Origin of the sequence: Planococcus sp. S3-L1 (genome assembly GCF_030063085.1) — a bacterium.
Classification (GTDB): domain Bacteria; phylum Bacillota; class Bacilli; order Bacillales_A; family Planococcaceae; genus Planococcus; species Planococcus kocurii.
This window is the reverse complement of sequence record NZ_JASISN010000001.1, coordinates 368,901-387,329: the sequence shown is the minus strand read 5'-3', so window position 1 is coordinate 387,329 and position 18,429 is coordinate 368,901. Positions and strand designations below refer to the sequence as shown.

19 protein-coding genes and 1 pseudogene are annotated in these 18,429 nt (G+C 41.3%); 3 read left to right on the top strand and 17 right to left on the bottom strand.

Annotation, left to right across the window (positions count from 1 at the left end; all coding sequences use genetic code 11):
• Positions 1 to 9 precede the first annotated feature (9 nt).
• The 8 genes and pseudogenes from QMF37_RS01925 to QMF37_RS01890 form a co-directional block, all read right to left on the bottom strand.
• Complete coding sequence (locus QMF37_RS01925) at positions 10 to 1,308, bottom strand: efflux RND transporter periplasmic adaptor subunit (RefSeq protein WP_283476253.1); 1,299 nt, start codon at positions 1,306 to 1,308, stop codon at positions 10 to 12.
• Complete coding sequence (locus tag QMF37_RS01920) at positions 1,301 to 1,993, bottom strand: hypothetical protein (protein WP_245830197.1); 693 nt, start codon at positions 1,991 to 1,993, stop codon at positions 1,301 to 1,303. The genes QMF37_RS01925 and QMF37_RS01920 overlap by 8 nt, the downstream gene beginning before the upstream one ends.
• A gap of 360 nt (positions 1,994 to 2,353) precedes the next feature.
• A complete protein-coding gene (locus tag QMF37_RS01915; RefSeq protein WP_237150114.1) occupies positions 2,354 to 2,584 on the bottom strand; it encodes a DUF2187 family protein in 231 nt (76 codons plus the stop codon).
• Between the two features lie 156 nt (positions 2,585 to 2,740).
• Complete coding sequence (locus tag QMF37_RS01910; RefSeq protein WP_058384485.1) at positions 2,741 to 3,673, bottom strand: C40 family peptidase; 933 nt, start codon at positions 3,671 to 3,673, stop codon at positions 2,741 to 2,743.
• A 36-nt stretch (positions 3,674 to 3,709) separates the two neighbouring features.
• Positions 3,710 to 4,633 (bottom strand): S66 peptidase family protein, encoded by a 924-nt coding sequence (locus tag QMF37_RS01905; protein ID WP_078080667.1) that lies wholly within the window; start codon positions 4,631 to 4,633, stop codon positions 3,710 to 3,712.
• A 77-nt stretch (positions 4,634 to 4,710) separates the two neighbouring features.
• Positions 4,711 to 5,531: pseudogene (locus QMF37_RS01900) on the bottom strand (M55 family metallopeptidase).
• Positions 5,532 to 6,044: 513 nt separating this feature from the next.
• Positions 6,045 to 6,515: a hypothetical protein gene (locus QMF37_RS01895; protein ID WP_058384483.1), complete on the bottom strand. Its 471-nt coding sequence runs from the start codon at positions 6,513 to 6,515 to the stop codon at positions 6,045 to 6,047.
• Between the two features lie 366 nt (positions 6,516 to 6,881).
• Positions 6,882 to 7,253, bottom strand: coding sequence for a hypothetical protein (locus tag QMF37_RS01890; RefSeq protein WP_071153061.1), 372 nt, complete (start codon positions 7,251 to 7,253; stop codon positions 6,882 to 6,884).
• Positions 7,254 to 7,450: 197 nt separating this feature from the next.
• On the opposite strand from QMF37_RS01890, the gene QMF37_RS01885 reads away from it, so the two are divergent.
• Entirely contained in the window at positions 7,451 to 8,983 is a 1,533-nt protein-coding gene (locus QMF37_RS01885; protein WP_058384481.1) for a hypothetical protein, read from the top strand.
• Entirely contained in the window at positions 8,980 to 11,703 is a 2,724-nt protein-coding gene (locus QMF37_RS01880; RefSeq protein ID WP_283476246.1) for a DEAD/DEAH box helicase, read from the top strand. Before QMF37_RS01885 ends, QMF37_RS01880 begins: the two co-directional genes overlap by 4 nt.
• Positions 11,704 to 11,766: 63 nt before the next feature.
• Here QMF37_RS01880 and QMF37_RS01875 read toward each other — a convergent pair whose 3' ends face one another.
• Positions 11,767 to 11,910 carry a hypothetical protein gene (locus QMF37_RS01875; RefSeq protein ID WP_169793176.1) on the bottom strand — a complete coding sequence of 48 codons (144 nt, stop codon included), beginning with the start codon at positions 11,908 to 11,910 and terminating at the stop codon, positions 11,767 to 11,769.
• Between the two features lie 27 nt (positions 11,911 to 11,937).
• A complete protein-coding gene (locus QMF37_RS01870) occupies positions 11,938 to 12,348 on the bottom strand; it encodes a single-stranded DNA-binding protein (protein WP_058384479.1) in 411 nt (136 codons plus the stop codon).
• A 289-nt stretch (positions 12,349 to 12,637) separates the two neighbouring features.
• Here QMF37_RS01870 and QMF37_RS01865 point away from each other — a divergent pair, with 289 nt between their 5' ends.
• Entirely contained in the window at positions 12,638 to 13,069 is a 432-nt protein-coding gene (locus tag QMF37_RS01865; RefSeq protein ID WP_071153059.1) for a YwpF family protein, read from the top strand.
• 116 nt (positions 13,070 to 13,185) lie between these two features.
• Here QMF37_RS01865 and QMF37_RS01860 read toward each other — a convergent pair whose 3' ends face one another.
• From QMF37_RS01860 to QMF37_RS01830, 7 genes are all read right to left on the bottom strand, one after another.
• Positions 13,186 to 13,572 carry a hypothetical protein gene (locus QMF37_RS01860; protein WP_283476241.1) on the bottom strand — a complete coding sequence of 129 codons (387 nt, stop codon included), beginning with the start codon at positions 13,570 to 13,572 and terminating at the stop codon, positions 13,186 to 13,188.
• Positions 13,573 to 13,624: 52 nt separating this feature from the next.
• Positions 13,625 to 14,065 (bottom strand): 3-hydroxyacyl-ACP dehydratase FabZ, encoded by a 441-nt coding sequence (gene fabZ / locus QMF37_RS01855; protein WP_058384476.1) that lies wholly within the window; start codon positions 14,063 to 14,065, stop codon positions 13,625 to 13,627.
• Positions 14,066 to 14,144: 79 nt separating this feature from the next.
• Positions 14,145 to 14,408: a DNA-directed RNA polymerase subunit beta gene (locus QMF37_RS01850; protein WP_058384475.1), complete on the bottom strand. Its 264-nt coding sequence runs from the start codon at positions 14,406 to 14,408 to the stop codon at positions 14,145 to 14,147.
• Positions 14,409 to 14,522: 114 nt separating this feature from the next.
• Positions 14,523 to 15,521 carry a rod shape-determining protein gene (gene mreB / locus QMF37_RS01845; protein WP_283476238.1) on the bottom strand — a complete coding sequence of 333 codons (999 nt, stop codon included), beginning with the start codon at positions 15,519 to 15,521 and terminating at the stop codon, positions 14,523 to 14,525.
• Positions 15,522 to 15,816: 295 nt separating this feature from the next.
• The gene (gene murA, locus QMF37_RS01840; protein WP_058384473.1) at positions 15,817 to 17,115 is read right to left on the bottom strand and encodes a UDP-N-acetylglucosamine 1-carboxyvinyltransferase; all 1,299 of its coding nucleotides are present in this window, start codon (positions 17,113 to 17,115) and stop codon (positions 15,817 to 15,819) included.
• 349 nt (positions 17,116 to 17,464) lie between these two features.
• Complete coding sequence (locus QMF37_RS01835) at positions 17,465 to 17,698, bottom strand: DUF1146 family protein (protein ID WP_058384472.1); 234 nt, start codon at positions 17,696 to 17,698, stop codon at positions 17,465 to 17,467.
• A gap of 316 nt (positions 17,699 to 18,014) precedes the next feature.
• Positions 18,015 to 18,419: a F0F1 ATP synthase subunit epsilon gene (locus QMF37_RS01830; protein ID WP_071153054.1), complete on the bottom strand. Its 405-nt coding sequence runs from the start codon at positions 18,417 to 18,419 to the stop codon at positions 18,015 to 18,017.
• Between the last annotated feature and the right edge of the window lie 10 nt (positions 18,420 to 18,429).

Here is an 18,429-nt window from a genome sequence, read left to right as displayed (position 1 = left end):
TTTGCTTGTTTAACGCGCCAAGACGTATTCAACATAAGCACGCCAAGACGTGTTTTTCGCATCTTCAAAATTGGGTTGACGTCCTGGGAATGGCATAAAGACTTTTGGCGGCGAGACAAAAGTCTCGAGCTTGTCTTCATGAATAATAACCGTTCCGGCTTCTGGCCCTTTTGACAATACGGCTTTCGCGCCGTCTTCAAAATCGGTAGTTACAGGCAATGTCTGCGGACGACCATTAATGTTCAATACATGTGTTTTGCCATCTACTCCGTCGTAGTCGAAAAGCCAAGCTGTCGGTAATGCAACCGCATTTTCAGCTTTTTCTACTGTAATCGACGTGTTGACGTTAGTGCCAAAGGGCATTACCTCTTCAATCGGCGTATCCGCCACCACTCGAATTTCGTAATACGCCAGTGGGTTGTTTTGCTCTTTTGGATCTAACTGATGATAGGCTTCTAGCCATTTGGATTTTTCAGCTGGCACTTCAGAAACGCTTTGGACTGTCCCCGTAGCTATCCCATCAATGCCTTCGCCTTGAATTTTAACTGCATCTGCGACTTGGACTAACGGCCATTCATCTTCTAACACATAGCTAAGAAATACTTTTTCATCGGAATAAATTTCAATACTTAACGGTGCTGTGTCGCGGTTGATTTTGGACACCGTTCCATCTACGGGACTGATGACAGACGGGTTCGACAAGCTTTGTGACAATTGCGCATTCAATACCGCTAATTGTGATTCAATAGAAGCCAATTGTTGTTCTGCTTGAGCAATGCCTGCAGCGTAAGAGCCATCTTGTGGAACCGCTACACCGACAGACACATTGACGTCAAACTCGATGGTTTCACCGTCTTCGTTGGTAACTTCGGAATTATTTGACGCATCTTGTGATACAGGGCCGCTTTGAGCGTTTTTAGCCTGTTGAAGTGTGGCAAGCGAGCTTCTCACTTCGGTTTGCTGCCCTTCTAAAGCCGTTTTCTGTGTTTCCCACGCCGCACGCTGTTCTTCTGTTTCTGCTTCGTTTAATAGCGCTAGCTCAGATCCTGCTGTTACGCGGTCTCCTTCACTCACGGCCCATTGTTCAAGTGCTTCATGATCTTGAACATAAATTTCCACGATTCCTTGCGGAGCTGTTAGAGCTTCTTTGAACAATTCCGTATCGTATGTACGGGCATAACTTTGTTCATAATCACTGACATACACGCTTTTCGGCAAAATGCTTTTCTCACCAAATAGCAAAAGAGCATTAGCTGTCAAAAAAGCAACAACTGCTACCGATAAACCGACAAAAAAGAACTTATTCAAATGGGTTGCCCCCTTCCATGAAACCACTCAACATGTCGTTTACCGGAACCAGGCTAAACAAGGCTACGAATAGTGCTACGAAAATATGCAGCATAATCAAGCCGAATAAAATCAGTTTCGGGCTGATTTTTGTAAAGCTGCGGATAAAACGATATTGTACAGCGATGATTAAGGAAGTAAATACAGTCAGTTGGTTAAAGAAATAAATCAAGAAATGATTATCCAAAAACGTCGCGGCAATCGGTCCGAACGAGAAAAATGAAACAGACGTCGTAAAACCAGTCACAGCAAACAGTAAGAAAATCAACCCTTTTTCGATGACCAGTAAAGCAGTCACATACATTTGCATGATAATCGCGCCTCGCCACGGCATCTTCAGAATTTTGCTGAATAAAAAAGAAGCTCCATATAAATGGAAAGCTACATAAAACCCAGCCCAAAGAAGTGTGCCCATAAGCGAAGTCCAACGTGCCAACGTATAAGCGTCCCACATCCCCGCTGATAACAGTGGCGTCAATGAAGAAGTATTCATGCCCCAAACTTCACCGATGGCAAAAACCAACAGACCGATGGCAATGATGCAGGCAATGCGTTTGTTGACATTGCGCATTTCAGTCGTTTGTATATTATGTATAAGTTGCCCTTGTCTAGAGAAAAAATGCCAGAATTTAAAGTCCGATATCATGCGTATAGTTCCTTTCAAGGCAATTAACGTTCTGCTTCACTTTACTTTACCAAAAAAGCGTCACCTTTGGAATGAATTAGCTGGTACATTTTCCATTTTTTAATCGCTTTGAGTCGAAAGACTTAGATATCTGGTCTGACATCTACGCGTGAAAACGAAGAAATTGCTTCAAGCGAACGCTTTCGAATCGACCATATGGGCCATGCTGATGGCTCCCCATCATAACTATCGCCACAGTTTCTTAAAAACTACAGACACCTCCGCTCTCTAGCAAAAGCGCGTTACGGGAGGGACGGATTGAAACCAAAACACTCAAAAAAAAAGAGGCTGTTCATGGCGAACAGCCTCCTTCTCACCGAATCACGCTTCCGTGATTCGGTATTTCTTATGTGAAATTACGGTCATGTTGGATGCCGCACCAATTTCTTTTGCGTCTTCTGGTGAAATTTCAACAATCACCGAGTTGTCCATAATTTTAAAGATTGTGCCGTTAACATCGACGCCGTTGCGAGTGAACGAAATCCATTCGCCTATGTAGCGCGCTGCTACGAATTCAGATACTTCTTTTTCATGGGGTTGGAATGCCATCATTACCACGCCTCTCTTTTTAAAACGCTATCTGCTTATTGTACCACAATTCAGCTTCTATTTCACCTTTAAACAAATAGGCTATCCAGACAAATTTACGCAGTAAGTATCCGTCATTCGGTGGCGCCTGAAATAAAATGAGGCGTTTTTTCTTTAACGCTACGCTTCTTCATCTACAAATCGGCGGACTGCACATAACTCGGTGGCATGCTTTGTTCCTGCCAATTCAATGATCTCAACCGATTTTCCAGGAGTAGGCGAATGAAGCATTAAACCATTGCCGTAATAAACACCCACATGATGAAGTTTGCCTCGTCCTTCCTCGTAAGCAAAAAACAACAAATCACCAATGTGCCACGTGTTTTGTGCATGCAGGTCAATTTCAATGCCTTCAAGTACTTGGTCTACCGCATCACGCGAAATAATGACGCCATTGGCTTTCATTAAATTATACGTAAAACCTGAACAGTCATAACCATAGCTCGACATCCCTGCCCATAAATAAGGCAAATCCAAAAACTCCGCTCCAAGATTGGCGATGTCCAATCCATTTCCTTTTGGACTTTGGTTATACGCACTAACTATTTCCACCGTATTTGCCATAATGAATGCATCTCCATCAGGCGTTTGCAAACGAATAAAGTCAGCTATTTCTTTGACGGGTAACATTGTATTAAACGACACCACTTTTAGCGGCTTGAAATTCTCTGTCCACAGTTGTGCTTTATGATGCGTAACACGGGCATAGCCAAGTTCTGTTAAGTTTTCGACTTCTTTTAATTGACTACTAGGTACCCATCCTGGATAGCCACGTTCATCTTTTTGGCATGGTTGCCAAAGCGCCATGATTTTCGCCCAGCCGTTTACTACCTCCTCAATCAACACAGGTTCCCCGTATAGGAGTTGCGTTTGGATTCGGTTGCTATCAACTAAGTCTTGTTTGTCTTCCCGGCTCATAGTTCGTAGCCAGTTGTTCAAATTAGGGTGTTCCGCAATTCCTTCCGCATCGACCGCACGCGCTTTTTCTGGTGCTGTCCAAACGGTTGCAACCGGAACACGACATACCCATGCCGTGGATTCTGTCTGCAACAAACGATTCACTCCATTTCTGTTCTAATTTAGAACCAGTTATTCGACACCCGGAAGAATAGTCAAGGTTTTAGCATCGCCATCTAAACGTGCAAGCGCACCAAGTGGTACAGAAAAATGGGGTTCACAATGGCCAATTTTAAAGCCTTTGACAACAGGTATCTTCAATTGACCAAAGTAATGATCGACTACCTGATCTAATGTCAACGAAGGTTGTCGTTTATTTGGCTCAGCGTTTTTGAAATCGCCAATAACAATGCCTGCTGCTTCGTCAAATTTCCGCGCCATGCGCAGCTGGTTTAAAATTTCATCTACTTCACACGGTTCTTCATCTATTTCTTCGATCAGTAAAATCTTACCCTTCACATCCAAATCGAACTTGGTACCGATTGCACTGCGGACTAAAGACAAATTGCCTCCGACAAGTTCGCCTTGAGCGACCCCTCCGACCAGTGTTTCGAGAGGCGTGACTTCTTCTGTGTAATGCAATTCAAATGGTTCAAACAATTGATTGAACATGCGGCGACTGCGTTCATGGAATTCTGGTTTGCCAACATCTGAAGCTAACATTGGCCCGTGGAACGTCACCAAATCGGCGTATTCCCCGATAGCTGTATGTAAAAAGGTAATATCCGAATAGCCCCAGAACACTTTCGGGTTTTCTTTAATCATGGCGTAATCAATTTGGTCTGCTATACGCGCTGCCCCGTAGCCGCCACCCGCACAAAAAATGCCTGACACTTCTGGGTCTTCAAACATCGCGTGTAAATCGGCCAAACGTTCTTCATCCGTTCCTGCCAAATAACCATTGACCGCAGTCACGGAGTTTCCCAATTTGACTCTTAGGCCGAGCTCTTCTAAAAACGGTAAAGCTTTCTGAAGACTTTCTTGATTGGGTGGACTCGAAGGCGCGATGACACCTACTAAGTCCCCTTTTTTTAATCGACTTGGTAATTTACGCAAAATCATCTACTCCTTTTATGTACTAACGTTTTTTTCCAGTATACCCCTTCAGACACACTGTTTACTGAAATCGGGATTCAACAGAACTTTGCTTGCATCGCAAGTTCCGTCATTACTAACATGGCACGGTACGCTTCTAGTATATCTTTCGCTTGAAAATGAACAATGGTCGTCTGTTGTTGCAATTCACACCCCGGCATCCTGGCGGCAAGTTCTGCTTCACCGTAATTGGTAAACTCGATTTTTAATAGCGGTTTGTCCGGTGGAACGAGTGGTTTAACATTTTCCCGGTTCTCAATTGCACGTATAGTTTGTGCATGTAGAAGCTGTTGTGCTTTTTTTGGTTGCAAAGTTTGCACCGCTGAACGCGTTAGAGATTGTTTAACAGCTGCTATAGTACTGTTCGGGATTAATGCTTGTGCTTTTTTGCACGCACAATCGTCTCCTGCTACTAACAATACGGGTACCCCGTAGTAGCCGGCAACATAGGTATTAAACCAAGCTCACCAATTTCGACGTCATCAATCCACATTGATCGCACCGCAAAAACCATGGAATGAGCCATAACCCCTTTTTGTCCTGCTCATGCATGATATGCAAAAAAAGTACCTGTAAAACTACTATCTAAACCTTCAACCATAGAATACGCTTTAACTCCACTCGTAATCAACTCCGCTCTTTCCTGCAACTCCTCAGCAATTAGGTTATTCATCTTCGAGTGACTGTCGTTGACCAACAACTTGTCAGCACCCGCATCCACTGAACCATGAATAACCGCATTGGCATCTGCTGTCATCAAACGACGTCCACGTTCGTAATTTTTTTCTTTAGCATCTACATAGGTATAGTCCGGCAATGCTGTGACGCCTTCCATGTCCATAGACAAATAAAATTTCATTGAAAAACTCCTTTGCTATTCATTTCTGTTCCGTTCTTATGATTCAATGTACCAATACGCATAACATAGTTCAATCCACCGGACGCCGAGATTATCCAAGAACGGGATAAAAGGAAACTTTTTATTTTATTTTTTAGAATTTTTAGTTATTTTGTACGATGTTTATCACAAATCATTCATTTATACTAAAAACAAGTTAGCAAACACCGTAACTTACCTGTAAGATCTCCATAAAAAAACAAAAAAGGAGCGGATGATTATGAATTTCGATAAAGTACTTGAATTAGGTTGGGGAGATCTTGCAATCGGAGTAGCTGGCTCAACAGCCGTTATGCTATTTATCAATTTCTACACTTTAATGTAAGGGGTGACATATGATTAACGTAGATACTTAAAAGCTCTTTTCCGATTCAAACGGAAAAGAGCTTTTAACATGCTTGTTTTTGCATTCAAAAACGCCTTCCCCTTACAATCTGGAAAGACGTTTTTTATCCATAGGCTACTAATTCCACTTTACAAACCTCCATGTAATTGTTGTAATTCGCGCTGCTGAATTAATAACTCATCGAACATCGCTCGGTTTCCTGTACTCAATGCTTCATCGATCAGGCGACTGTAGTTTTCCTGCTCTAAAAAGTAAATAGCATCGGTTGCTTCTTTTCGTGTTTGTTCGTTCACTTCAATCAATTCATCTCTTTCTTCTTGCACTATTGCTTGAAGATGCTTGTGGATATCCGACACGAGCAGCAATTGATACAAAGGCAAGCGGATAAAGCGATTGCCTTTTTGAAAGACGAACACTTCCGAAAGGTTTTCTACTTGAAAGGTATTGAGGTTGACGATAATCTCTTTGCCTTCTACGGGAATAAAGTGAAACAACTCATCATCTTTCATAATTGAAAAGTACTGATAAGCAAACACAAACTTTACTAGATGCCCTTCTTTCTTTGTATAGAATGGCTTCATGAGCTTTACATGCAACATATGACTCACCCCTCTAATCATTTGTAATATTCTGATTACATAAATTATAGCATAAAAGTTTCTTCTCGAATATAGAATTGCATAACAACCTTCTTATATAGTAGACGTTTATGAACATTTTTTGTCACAACTTTTATGCTATTTCTGTGATTCATCGTTCTTTGTGATCCTCCCAAATTTTTTCTCACGAAGTTGAAGCACAGATTTCTTTCACTAAGTACGATTAACAAAGGTTCTTCCTCACACACGACTACTTACAAAATCGCACTCTATACCGATCTACCTGTGCCAAGAGAATACTTAATACTAAAAAGCCTACCAACTAACCAAAATAGGTTAGCTGGTAGGCACAGGAGAATCGCGTTGTTATTTTTTCGTGCGTGTTCGTTGATGTCGGTGACGTGGAGTGGTGACCATAAAATGCATTTCGTTTGGCTCAATATAAATACATAGTTGTTCCAAAATACATGCCACCAAAACATGAAACTCCTCATCAGATAATTGCCGTTTGTAAAAAACGATTCGGTTCATTTTGAAATCAATCTGTATTTGCGCTAGGTGCTCTGGAAACAATTGAGGGTTGTGGATACTGTAACAATCACCATCTGATGAAATTTGCCATCTGATTTTACCAAACACCAATTCATCCTTCGTATAGACTACTTCCCAAGCCCCAACGTCCTTCGGATGCAAAACAGAACGCAAGTCGGGGATTTCTAAAACAAACGAATTGAACAACTATCATTCTCCTATCCAAAACGATATAATTAGGTCTTTATAACTTTTATAATACCATTTATCTTACACAAAAAGAGGACTAAGCAGAAATAAATTTGCTATTTTTTAGGCTATGCCGCATTAAACGATTGTTCACCGTTTACGGAGCAGTCTGAAAGTCGTATAATAGAAGGAAAGTCTATTTTGGGGCGATGCATATGGCTACGGTTCAATCCCTAGCGAAAAGATTCGAAGATACGATTCACAATTATATGGCTGCTATCGACAAATCACTTCTACCGACTCGTGCGTTGGATGAAGAAATGGTTCGAAAAGCAGTCTTTTTAGTGCGACACGATGGTGTACAAATTCAATCATTTAACGAAGAACGCTTATTACTTGAAGCTATTGTAAAAGATGCTCATGCAGTGAAGGTTATTTTGAACTTTGACAAGCTTACGGCAATTTGTGCTTGTCCACAGGAGCCGATGTGCCGCCATCGATTGGCGGTCATTTTTGCGCTGTATCAAAAAATTGGTTCTCTTTCTGAATGGGTGGCCTCTTGGCGTGAACCTGAAAATAAACAACTTACCTTATTAGCTGAGAAGCGCTCTCCTGAGCAGTGGACAAAGCTAATCCGCAGCATCTGGCGCGATGAAATTCCAGATTACACAACACGCAATTATTTTTATTTTGAACAAATGTATGATGGTCGTTTGAAAAACGCATTGTCTTATATGCCCTTAGAACGTGAGTGGAAGGTTCTTTACCGCACTTATGCTCATTTTATTTCTTTGACGGAAGTATGGGCGACTTTTATCACGGGTACACAAGAAGTTCACCATTCGTTTTTTAAGACTTGGTTTGATGACGAAATCCATGCATTGCGGGATTTGCTTGAGCAACTGCGCGTGCAGCACCGGACATTCGAAACAGATGCTTTTTTTGAACACTTGAAAATCTTAATCCGAGAGTTTATAGAAGAAAAAGATCAATCGTTTTCACAGCGTTTTTCACTTTACGAATTATTTTGGACTACCTTGTTTACTACGAGCAGATTGCGTGAAGAAGAACTGTTGGCATTTAAAAATCCGGATGAACGTTTAAAAACTTTTTTTGCCGTTTTGTTAAAGAGAGAATTGGACGTTAAAAAAATATCGCCAAACGAAACACACGACTGGGTCGCTTTAGCTGTTCTTGCTGAAAATGAAGGGCACTTACAAGCGCTGACCAGTATTCTCTTGGCCATCAAGCCTCACGTAAAAACATTTCTCTTTGAAGGACTCTATACACAATACCGGCATCAATATGTTCGAACGCTCAGTCGCTTGTTTTCACAAATCGAATTAAGCGAATTAGACTGGGAAGATCTATTCAAGCAGTTTGGTCATTATGGGTTGCCTGCGTACTCTGCTTATTTAATCGAAAAGCAATTGTATAAACAGTGGGCAGAATTGCATCACCTTCACAATTCCCCTTTGTATTTTGCAGAGGAGTGCGGTCTTAAAGAAGTACAGAATGAGGCACCTGACTATGTGCTGCCGCTCTTTCACCGATACGCGCTGGCTCATCTTGAAGAACGGAACCGTCCAAGCTACAAACAAGCGGTCCGAATCTGGAAAAAGATGAAAGCAGCCTGTAAAAAAAGTGGCCAACTGGACTTTTGGACTGCTTATATTGCTGAAATCCGGACACAGAACAAACGCCTGCGTGCACTGCAAGAAGAGATCGAGAAAGGAAATCTTATATGAATCAATTCCAAACTGAAGGAAGCCGTCTCTATTATTTAACCATTACCCGTGGAGAACTTTTCCGTATTCAAGCGGTCAATGAAGCCGGCAACCGGATTCCTCCTGAAATCTGGAAGTCGTATTTATATTTTCTGGATAAAGACAGCTTTTTTGGCTTGACTGCACAGACTGATGGCCTGGATTTGGTCTTGACTCCCGCTGATTTTGTTCGTCTATTTCAAAGCGAACCTCACCATTACGTTACATTTGTCGGACAGCGCGCTGAAGATGAGGGCTGGTTGAAGCTTGCCGGAAAAGTGGCAGACTCGTTAAGTGATCCTAAGCTATGGGATCATGTGACAATTGAAGAAAATAATATTATCATTCACGATGCCTATGGAGATAGTGAAATTCGAACGTTTCTTGCTGATACCATTCAACATCAATTGCGCCAAAAAGGATTATCAGTAGCTCAACTTCCTTATATTCAAGGTTTTGTTCAACAAGCAGGTTGGCAAGGGTTACCGGATGCTGACGATTATGTCGTAGCAGTGCAGCTGAGCGAACCGGATGCTAATGAATTTTGGTCTTTTAAAGTGGTTATGCGTTCGAAGCGTGGCAGTGTTTACTGGTCTCCATCTAAGCGCCGTGCAGATGAACTCATCGATAAAGCTTTACCAGAGAGATGGCGCTCTTTTGCTGAAGATATCAAAAAACGTCAATCGTTGCTACTGAGTTTATGCCCTTCTATTGAAAGTTTTGATGAAGATCGCTTTTATCATACCGAATGGACAGACGCAGAAATTCTTGAGTTTCTGCGCAATGATGCAGAAATTTTGCAAGCTTTCGGTATTGAAGTGTCCATTCCGTCTTGGTTGAAAGTTGTTCAAGAATCAAAAATCCGCGTCAAAGCGAATGTCAATTCACCAATCAAAAAAGCATCGGTTGTCGGGCTTGATCAAATCATTAATTTTGACTGGCAGTTTTCCTTAAACGGTCATGAGCTGAGCATGCAAGATTTCCAACGCTTAGTGTCTGAGAACAAAGAATTTATTCGTATTGGGAACGAATGGGTGCGTGTCGATTCAAACTTATTGATGCAATTGCGGAAGATGATTGAAGAAGCAGAAGATGCTGATTGGACAATCAAAGATATGTTGTTCCAAAATGTCCCTGATATCATGTTGGAGGAAACGGCTGATGAGGAAGATCCATTAGTTGAATTTCATTTGAACCGATCGCTAAAAACATTGCTGGATAAACTACTGGACAAACGCGACTTACCTGAGGCACCCTTGCCAAAGAATTTATTGACAGAGCTACGTCCTTACCAGAAAATTGGTTTCGATTATTTGGTGTTTATGCGTGAAGAAGGCTTTGGACTTTGTTTGGCAGACGATATGGGGCTTGGAAAAACGGTTCAGTTGATCACCTATTTGCTTCATGTCCATGGAAAAAATCCCGATCAACCATCGCTCATCGTCTGCCCAACTTCAGTACTCGGCAACTGGCAAAAAGAATTAGAACGTTTTGCGCCTGAGCTAAAGGTCGTCACTCATTACGGAAGCATCCGTCCGAAAGGCGAAGAATTTAATGCCTTCTTAGCTGAAGAAAAACCGGATGTTGTTTTATCGACTTATGGCATCGCCTCTTCGGATGGTGAGGAAATGCAAAGCTTGCACTGGTCGAGTATTACACTCGATGAAGCGCAGAACATCAAGAATATGTACACAAAACAATCCCGGACCATTCGAAAATTTAAAGGTGACCATCACATTGCCTTGACAGGAACACCAATTGAAAACCGTTTGTCTGAATTGTGGTCAATTTTCGATTTTATCAACAAAGGCTATCTCTATCGGATTAAGCAATTCCAAGAAAACTTCATGATTCCAATTGAACGGGATAATTCTGAAGAACACAAAGAAAAATTGCGTCAGCGGATTCAGCCGTTCCTGCTACGCCGGACGAAAAAAGATCCGGATCTTCAGTTAAACTTGCCTGAAAAACAAGAACAGCTGGAATATTGTCCTCTAACACCAGAGCAAGCGGCTCTTTACGAAGGACTTGTCCAGGATACGGTGCAGAAAATGGAGACGCTCACAGGATTCGAGAAAAAAGGACTAGTCTTGAAAATGCTTAGTAAATTAAAGCAGCTATGTAATCATCCGTCTCTTTACTTGAAAGAGCCGTATACCAACGCTGCTGAAGTTTTGCCTCGTTCTCAAAAACTGGAGCGCATTGTGACCTTAGCCGGAGAAATTGCTGAACGCGGGGAACAATGTTTGATTTTCACGCAATACATCGGGATGGGACATTTGTTGCAACAGGCAATCAATGAATTATACGGACACGAAGTGCCATTCTTAACAGGCAGCATGCCAAAACAACAACGGGATACCTTAGTGGCTCAGTTCCAAGCTGGAAAATTCCCGATTTTCATCTTGTCTTTAAAAGCAGGCGGTACGGGTCTTAACTTAACAGCCGCAACGCATGTCTTACATGCAGACAGATGGTGGAATCCAGCTGTGGAAAATCAGGCGACTGACCGTGCTTACCGGATTGGTCAAACCCAATTTGTTCATGTTCATAAATTTGTGACAATCGGGACGATTGAGGAGAAAATTGATTCGTTATTGGTTCAAAAACAATCGATGTCAGAAGAATTTATTCAATCGAGTCAATGGATGACCGACCTTTCTGATCACGACTTGAAAGAATTATTTACTTACACACTTTAATTAGCGTTAAATAATCCGGCCAGGTCCCCACCTGGCCGGATTTCCCCTTTTAGACGCGAATACTCACCCTTTTTGAATCGAGCGGAAAATCACTTTCAGTTCACTTAGTTCCCGCTCGGCCTCTGCCAATCGTTGATGGAGCAAAGCCGTTAGTTTGATTAATTGCTCCATATGCACTTCTAGCTGCAGCTGCACATCTTTTGGCATAGCTAAGTGCCTCCTTTGTTTACTCATTTATGCATTGATTTGTTCAGTTTGTGGCGGTTGGAAATCGAAGTCTGCATCGTTTTGCGGCACTTCTGACTGCGGAGCATTTTCTTCTTGTGACTTTCTTTTATCGAGGAATCGAATTTGATCACCGAGTACTTCTGTCACATAAATACGTGTGCCGTCTTCTTTATCGTAGGAGCGTGACTGAAGACGTCCCGTAACTGCGACGAGTGAACCTTTGACGCAGTATTTCGAGACATTATGCGCCGGTTTCCCCCAGCTGGAACAAAGTACAAAATCTGTTTCTATTTCTCCTTTCTGATTTTTGTAGTTTCTCGAAACTGCAACGATGAAGGAAGTATGTATCCGACCTTCATTCATGACTCGCATGGATGGATCTTTTGTTAAACGCCCTACAATCCCAACTTGATTCATTTTCTCACCCCCTTTACTTAACTAGAGCATACTAAGAAGATTGAATTCTTTGCAAAGTAGGAAAAATAATTTTTCAGGGCTTTTCCTCTATCATATTTCATTTTTGATCGATTGCTAAAAATAGTTTTCGCTGCTATTAGTTGAGTTTGTTCAGTTTTCATACGAGTGCACTGCAAATCAAAACTGATTTTTAGTAGAATCTGGATATTTCCAAACAAGCTTTTTCTGTATGCCAGCCAAATCTTCAATATGCTATACTGAAACAAAGTTGTATAGGAGGCATTGCTAAATGAAAACATTTAAAATGCTGTCATTGGGTATTGAAAAAGATGACCAAGTGACGGATTATCCGGTAAATGACGGCATCATCATCAACCAAGAAAATAGTGAACGCTCGTGGATTCTTGAAATGCTGATTGATTTAGAACATCAAGAGACGTTTGATCAGCTAAAAAAAACAAAAGAGACGGTCGCCGTCCAAGTTGTCATTTCTTATCCTGGAAACGAACCTGCCCCTTTTGAAGTAGAAGTTCATGATGTGAAAATCATGGGTGATCATGTTTCAGTCTTAATGAAAGGTACACTAAAACGAGCTCGTCGAAAATACGCAGAAACTTTGCTGTCAGAGTTGCTAGAAGATGGACTTGAAGGCCAGGACTTACTCGAACGCTTTGAAATCGATATGCGTACACGGCCAGGGCTTCGTAAAGACGAAACTTAATGGCACCTTAAAATCCCATATAAAAAGCTGTTCCTGAAAGTCTACATTCTGACTTTCAGGAACAGCTTTTTTATTCTTAAATGAATGGAAGCGATGTTTATTCGTTTACTCAAACTTTAATCGAGTGATTTTTTTACCAGCTTTTCTTCAATAAAATCCGCTTCTGCTCTGCATGCATAGTCATAAGAGGTATGTAAAAGTTCTTGTTTGGCTTCAATGCGGGCAACTTGTTCTTCAGAAGGGGATTCGTTTACTATCCGTTCAATTGTTTGATTGATTCTTTCTGCAATACTTTCGTGAAATGCAGGAGCAAGCTTCGTTTCTTTCGGTACTTGTTTATACCACTTTGCCTCATTTTCAATATATGCTTTCCAAGCAGCCATAAAGTCGACTAACTGGTATTTCTCTTCTTGCCATTCAATTTGAGTCATGTATTTTTCGAATACTTTCGAGATGGATTTTGTAATACTGCTTTTCACACTTGGTGGCAGTGATTTGTACATATGACTAGCCTCCATTTCCAAACGCCAAATTTAGATGTGCAGCTTTAGCAACTTACTCTGCTGAAGCTACTGGTCCCAGTGCAAAGAGAATATCGCATTCGCACGCAATTTCCCCATCCACTGTAGCAATTGCATGACCTTTGCCCATTGAACCGCGCAATTTTGTCAATACTACTTCTAAACGCAACTGATCACCCGGCACAACTTGTCTTTTAAATCGGCAGTTGTCGATGCCTGTAAAAAATGCTAGACGGCCTTTATTGGCATCTAATTGTAGCACAGCGGCTGCACCAACTTGTGCGAGCGCTTCAACGATTAAAACACCTGGCATAACAGGGTACCCTGGAAAATGCCCATTAAAAAACTCTTCGTTTGCCGATACATTTTTTAAGCCAACAGCTTTCTTGCCAGCTTCAATTTCTAAAATGCGGTCTACCATCAAAAATGGGTAGCGATGAGGTAAAATTGCTTGAATTTGTTCTGTTGTCAACAATTGATCCAGCTCCTTTTATCTTACTTTACAGTGTCTACTACTCTTTTTTCAAGTGCCATCTACTAGGTGAAGTTTTTCGTTATTTGCCACTCATGATATCTACTATATGCTGCCAAGTTTCCCACTTCAGCGCATCCGCCGGTTCACCATCACCAATGACACCAAAGCCAATCATGACGCCTAAAACAACCGCTAACGCAATCAATGCAATGACAATGATAATACGAAGCCAGATTGGAAACAGCCGTATTTGAACCCACCACGTCTTTTTCGGATTCTCTGTACTTGCTGCATCTTTAGACGTTTTTTTTCGAAGAGAAAAGTTTTTCTTCAGTTCAGCCATTCACTCCGTCAACCTTTCCATCTACTGAATTATCGAATTCCAAACAAAACTCGAATAGATAAACTGTAGTTAGTATAACTAGAATATTCTACTTTGACTATCTGCCGATCGCCCTTATTTTCGGTGGCGAAAAATATTTTCTTTCGCCTCCAGCATCAGACCCGTTCCCAACACAACACATTCCAATGGATTTTCGGCAATTGAAACAGGGATTTCTAATTTTCCGGCTAATAACTGATCCAGCCCGTCCACTAATGCGCCACCACCCGTTAAAATTGCGCCACTTTCCACAATGTCTGACGCTAGTTCAGGTGGCGTTTTCTCCAATACCATTCGCGCTGCTTCAACTATCGATTGAATCGAATCCCGTAAAGCAGTTTCGATTTCCGGTGAAGTAATGATCAACGTTTTTGGAAAAGCCGTTAACAGATCACGTCCACGTATTTCTATTTCTTTTGCTTTGGTACACGATACTGCTGTCCCAATTTCCTGCTTAATCTTTTCGGCAGTTTTTTCACCAATCAACAACTTATGGTGATGTTTAATATAAGTCATTATCTGCTGATCAAAGCGGTCACCGGCTATTTTAATGGTTTCACTTGTGACAATATCCCCCATAGATAAAACTGCGATATCCGTCGTCCCACCACCAATATCAATGACCATGCTGGCGTTTGGTCGATAGATATCAAGACCGGCACCAATTGCCGCTACTTTTGGTTCGACTTCCACGTACACTTTTTTGGCACCTGCTTTTTCTGCGACTTCACGGATTGCATTTTGTTCAATACTCGTGACATTCGTCGGACAACATATTAGAATGCGTGGCTTTGACATAAAACCCTTTAACTTTAAAATATGAATAAAGTGCTTCAGCATTGCTTCAGTAACATCAAAATCGTGGATTACTCCATCTCTCAATGGACGGACAGACACAATGTGTTTTGGCGTTCTACCAATCATTTTATGCGCTTCTTTTCCAATAGCCACGATTTCATTTGTTTTCTTATCCATGGCTACTACTGAAGGTTCGTTCAAAATGATTCCTTTGCCTTTAACATATATTAATACATTTGCAGTCCCTAGATCGATTCCGATATCTTTAGAAAACATTAAGCTCGCACTCCTTTTAAACCAGTTATTCCGTTTGACGACTTATAATCTAGCGCTTTTCGAACGGCATATGTACAAAATGCACAAATCCGTTTGACTTCCCTACTACTCAACGATAGAAAACTCCTCATTGACAAAAATTTCCCACCATTTTTATGTACCTTCAAAAAGATTCTCTTAACAGAGTATTTTATCATAATGTAGATCTCATTGACAAAAATTCCTCGATTTATTCACAGCAATTGAAAAAGCTTGCGAGACTGGTAAACAGTGCCGCAAGCCCTTTATAAACGTATTAGACCAATTGCTCAACTTTAACATCAATCTGTTCAGTAGTTACACGCTCAATGTCTGCGCCTAAAGCTGCTAGTTTTAAATGAAAGTTAACATAGCCGCGATCCAAATGATAAAGTTCGTTTACTCGTGTAATTCCATCTGCAGCAAGTCCCGCAAGAATCAATGCAGCCGCAGCTCTTAAATCTGTAGCCGCAACTTCAGCTCCTTGAAGCTTTGAGGGACCTTCCATAATTACCGAACGTCCTTCAATTTTAACTGCAGCATTCATGCGACGGAATTCTTCCACATGCATAAAGCGATTTTCAAAAACTGTTTCCGTCAAAATACCATTGCCAGTTGCCGTTAGCATTAATGACATCATCTGCGATTGCATATCTGTTGGGAATCCTGGATGTGGCATTGTTTTGATATCGATTGAACGGAGCGGACGACTTGCACGGATACGCAATCCTTCTGCTGTTTCTTGAATATCAACACCCATTTCACCCATTTTAGAAATCAATGCTGTCATATGTTCTGGCACAGCGTTTTCAATCGTTACATCGCCTTCTGTAATTGCAGCTGCGACCATAAACGTTCCTGCTTCAACACGATCTGGGATGATGTAATGTTCAGCACCATGCATCTCTTCTACACCTTCGATGCGCATCGTATCTGTACCCGCGCCAATAACGCGACCACCCATCTCATTTATGTAATTAGCTAAATCAACAATTTCAGGTTCTTTAGCAGCATTTTCGATAAGTGTTGTGCCTTCTGCTAAAGCAGCAGCCATCATAATATTTTCAGTTGCGCCTACACTCGGAAAATCCAAATAGATTTTCGCGCCACGTAAACGGCCTACTGTTTTTGCTTCAACAAATCCGTTCCCAAATGTAATGCTCGCACCCATTGCTTCAAAACCTTTTAAGTGCTGATCGATGGGACGTGATCCAATTGCACAGCCACCAGGCAACGCTACACGAGCAAAACCATTACGCGCAAGAACTGGTCCCATTACCAAAATTGAGGCACGCATTTTACGCACATATTCAAATTGTGCTTCGCTCGATAACGTTGCAGAAGAATCAATTAGCATTTCATTTTTTTCTGGGAAATACTCAATGGAAACGTTCAAGCTTTTCAAGACCTCTTGGATTGTGTATACATCTGCTAAATTCGGTACTTCTTTAATTACACTTGAGCCTTTAGAAGCTAATAATGCTCCAGCCAATACAGGGAGAACTGCATTTTTAGCACCTTCTACCCGTACCTTTCCTTTTAACTTTTGGCCGCCTTTTACAATAATCTGATCCACTAATATGCCCTCCATATGTTTAATATTCATCTATATATCTCATCTACAATTAAAAGTCCAATGTCATTATTTAGAACCAAAACCTTATTCATATTACCTTTTTTTTTAATAAAAAACAAGCAACTATACTCTCATTTTGTTCTATTATTAATCGGAACACTACATTGTTCGTATACCTATTCACTTTTATGTCCGTTAGGGCTAAAAGTCATGTTTTAAAAGTATTTCTATTAAACCTTTTCCCCACTGTCATTAGCGTAAACCTTATATACTCTTTTATTTCCCCGGAAATATAATTTTGCCGTTTTGCCACAGCTATGAACTTCAAGGCCATGGCAAAACGGCAATTTTAAAACAGATAAGGCAATTGCCTAGACCAAGATGAAATATTTAGGAAAAAAGTAGATACCATCGTCCCTATTGAAATACTAAGAAAAATATACAGAATTTGAGCCTGTAACACATGGTGCTTGTGAATAAATTTTTCAAACATTAATGCACGCATTGCATAAAAAGCAACTCCGGTGAAGAAAATATGGCTAAAAATAGAAATCAATGCTGTTTGCCCAATCATGTTTTCCATGTTATCCATCCTTTCGTAAATTGAAAAAGCGGACAAAAGTCAATTGCCCTTTTGCCCGCTTCTGCTTTTCTTTATTTTCTAGTTCCAACGGCCAACTCCTCGGGTCATAAGCCAACCCACCTGCGTGGCAAAGTGCGCCACACTGTTGGTCTGCCTTATGCCTGTCGGAGCTGAACGGCCGCTTTCACTTTTCTTGCTGTCTAGCTTCAGTGCCCAGATTCTAGGGTCATAAGCCACTCTGACTGTGCGGCAAAGAACGCCGCTTCGTCAGTGCGTCTTATGCCCGTCGAATCTACACGGGCTCTTTCACTTTTCTTTAAACATTACCCTCATAAACGTTGATACGATTCATCGCACGCTTTAACGCCAATTCTGCACGTTTAAAGTCGATTTCATCTTTATTTGCCTGTAAAAGTGCTTCTGCACGTTTAGCGGATTCCTGAGCACGAGACAGATCGATTTCTGTTGCGCGTTCAGCCGATTGTGCAAGGATAGTCACTTTTTCAGGACGGATTTCAAGAAATCCGCCGTTTACCGCAACTAATTCTGTCGAGTTGTCTTTCTTTAATCGGACTGCACCGATTCCAAGAGGAGCTACTGTTGGAATGTGACCTGGTAAAATACCCATCTCACCTGTTGCTGTAACTGCAATAACCATAGATACTTCTGAATCGTATACCGGGCCGTCGGGAGTGACAATATTGACTGTAATGGTCTTCATTTTTTTCCCT

Bases quoted from the DNA above. Each gene is read 5' to 3' on its own strand.
- QMF37_RS01920 (WP_245830197.1), bottom strand. From the start codon at position 1,993: ATGATATCGGACTTTAAATTCTGGCATTTTTTCTCTAGACAAGGGCAA.
- QMF37_RS01915 (WP_237150114.1), bottom strand. From the start codon at position 2,584: ATGATGGCATTCCAACCCCATGAAAAAGAAGTATCTGAATTCGTAGCA.
- QMF37_RS01895 (WP_058384483.1), bottom strand. From the start codon at position 6,515: ATGTTGCATGTAAAGCTCATGAAGCCATTCTATACAAAGAAAGAAGGG.
- QMF37_RS01885 (WP_058384481.1), top strand. From the start codon at position 7,451: ATGGCTACGGTTCAATCCCTAGCGAAAAGATTCGAAGATACGATTCAC.
- QMF37_RS01880 (WP_283476246.1), top strand. From the start codon at position 8,980: ATGAATCAATTCCAAACTGAAGGAAGCCGTCTCTATTATTTAACCATT.
- QMF37_RS01875 (WP_169793176.1), bottom strand. From the start codon at position 11,910: ATGCCAAAAGATGTGCAGCTGCAGCTAGAAGTGCATATGGAGCAATTA.
- QMF37_RS01870 (WP_058384479.1), bottom strand. From the start codon at position 12,348: ATGAATCAAGTTGGGATTGTAGGGCGTTTAACAAAAGATCCATCCATG.
- QMF37_RS01865 (WP_071153059.1), top strand. From the start codon at position 12,638: ATGAAAACATTTAAAATGCTGTCATTGGGTATTGAAAAAGATGACCAA.
- QMF37_RS01860 (WP_283476241.1), bottom strand. From the start codon at position 13,572: ATGTACAAATCACTGCCACCAAGTGTGAAAAGCAGTATTACAAAATCC.
- QMF37_RS01850 (WP_058384475.1), bottom strand. From the start codon at position 14,408: ATGGCTGAACTGAAGAAAAACTTTTCTCTTCGAAAAAAAACGTCTAAA.
- mreB (WP_283476238.1), bottom strand. From the start codon at position 15,521: ATGTTTTCTAAAGATATCGGAATCGATCTAGGGACTGCAAATGTATTA.
- QMF37_RS01835 (WP_058384472.1), bottom strand. From the start codon at position 17,698: ATGGAAAACATGATTGGGCAAACAGCATTGATTTCTATTTTTAGCCAT.
- QMF37_RS01830 (WP_071153054.1), bottom strand. From the start codon at position 18,419: ATGAAGACCATTACAGTCAATATTGTCACTCCCGACGGCCCGGTATAC.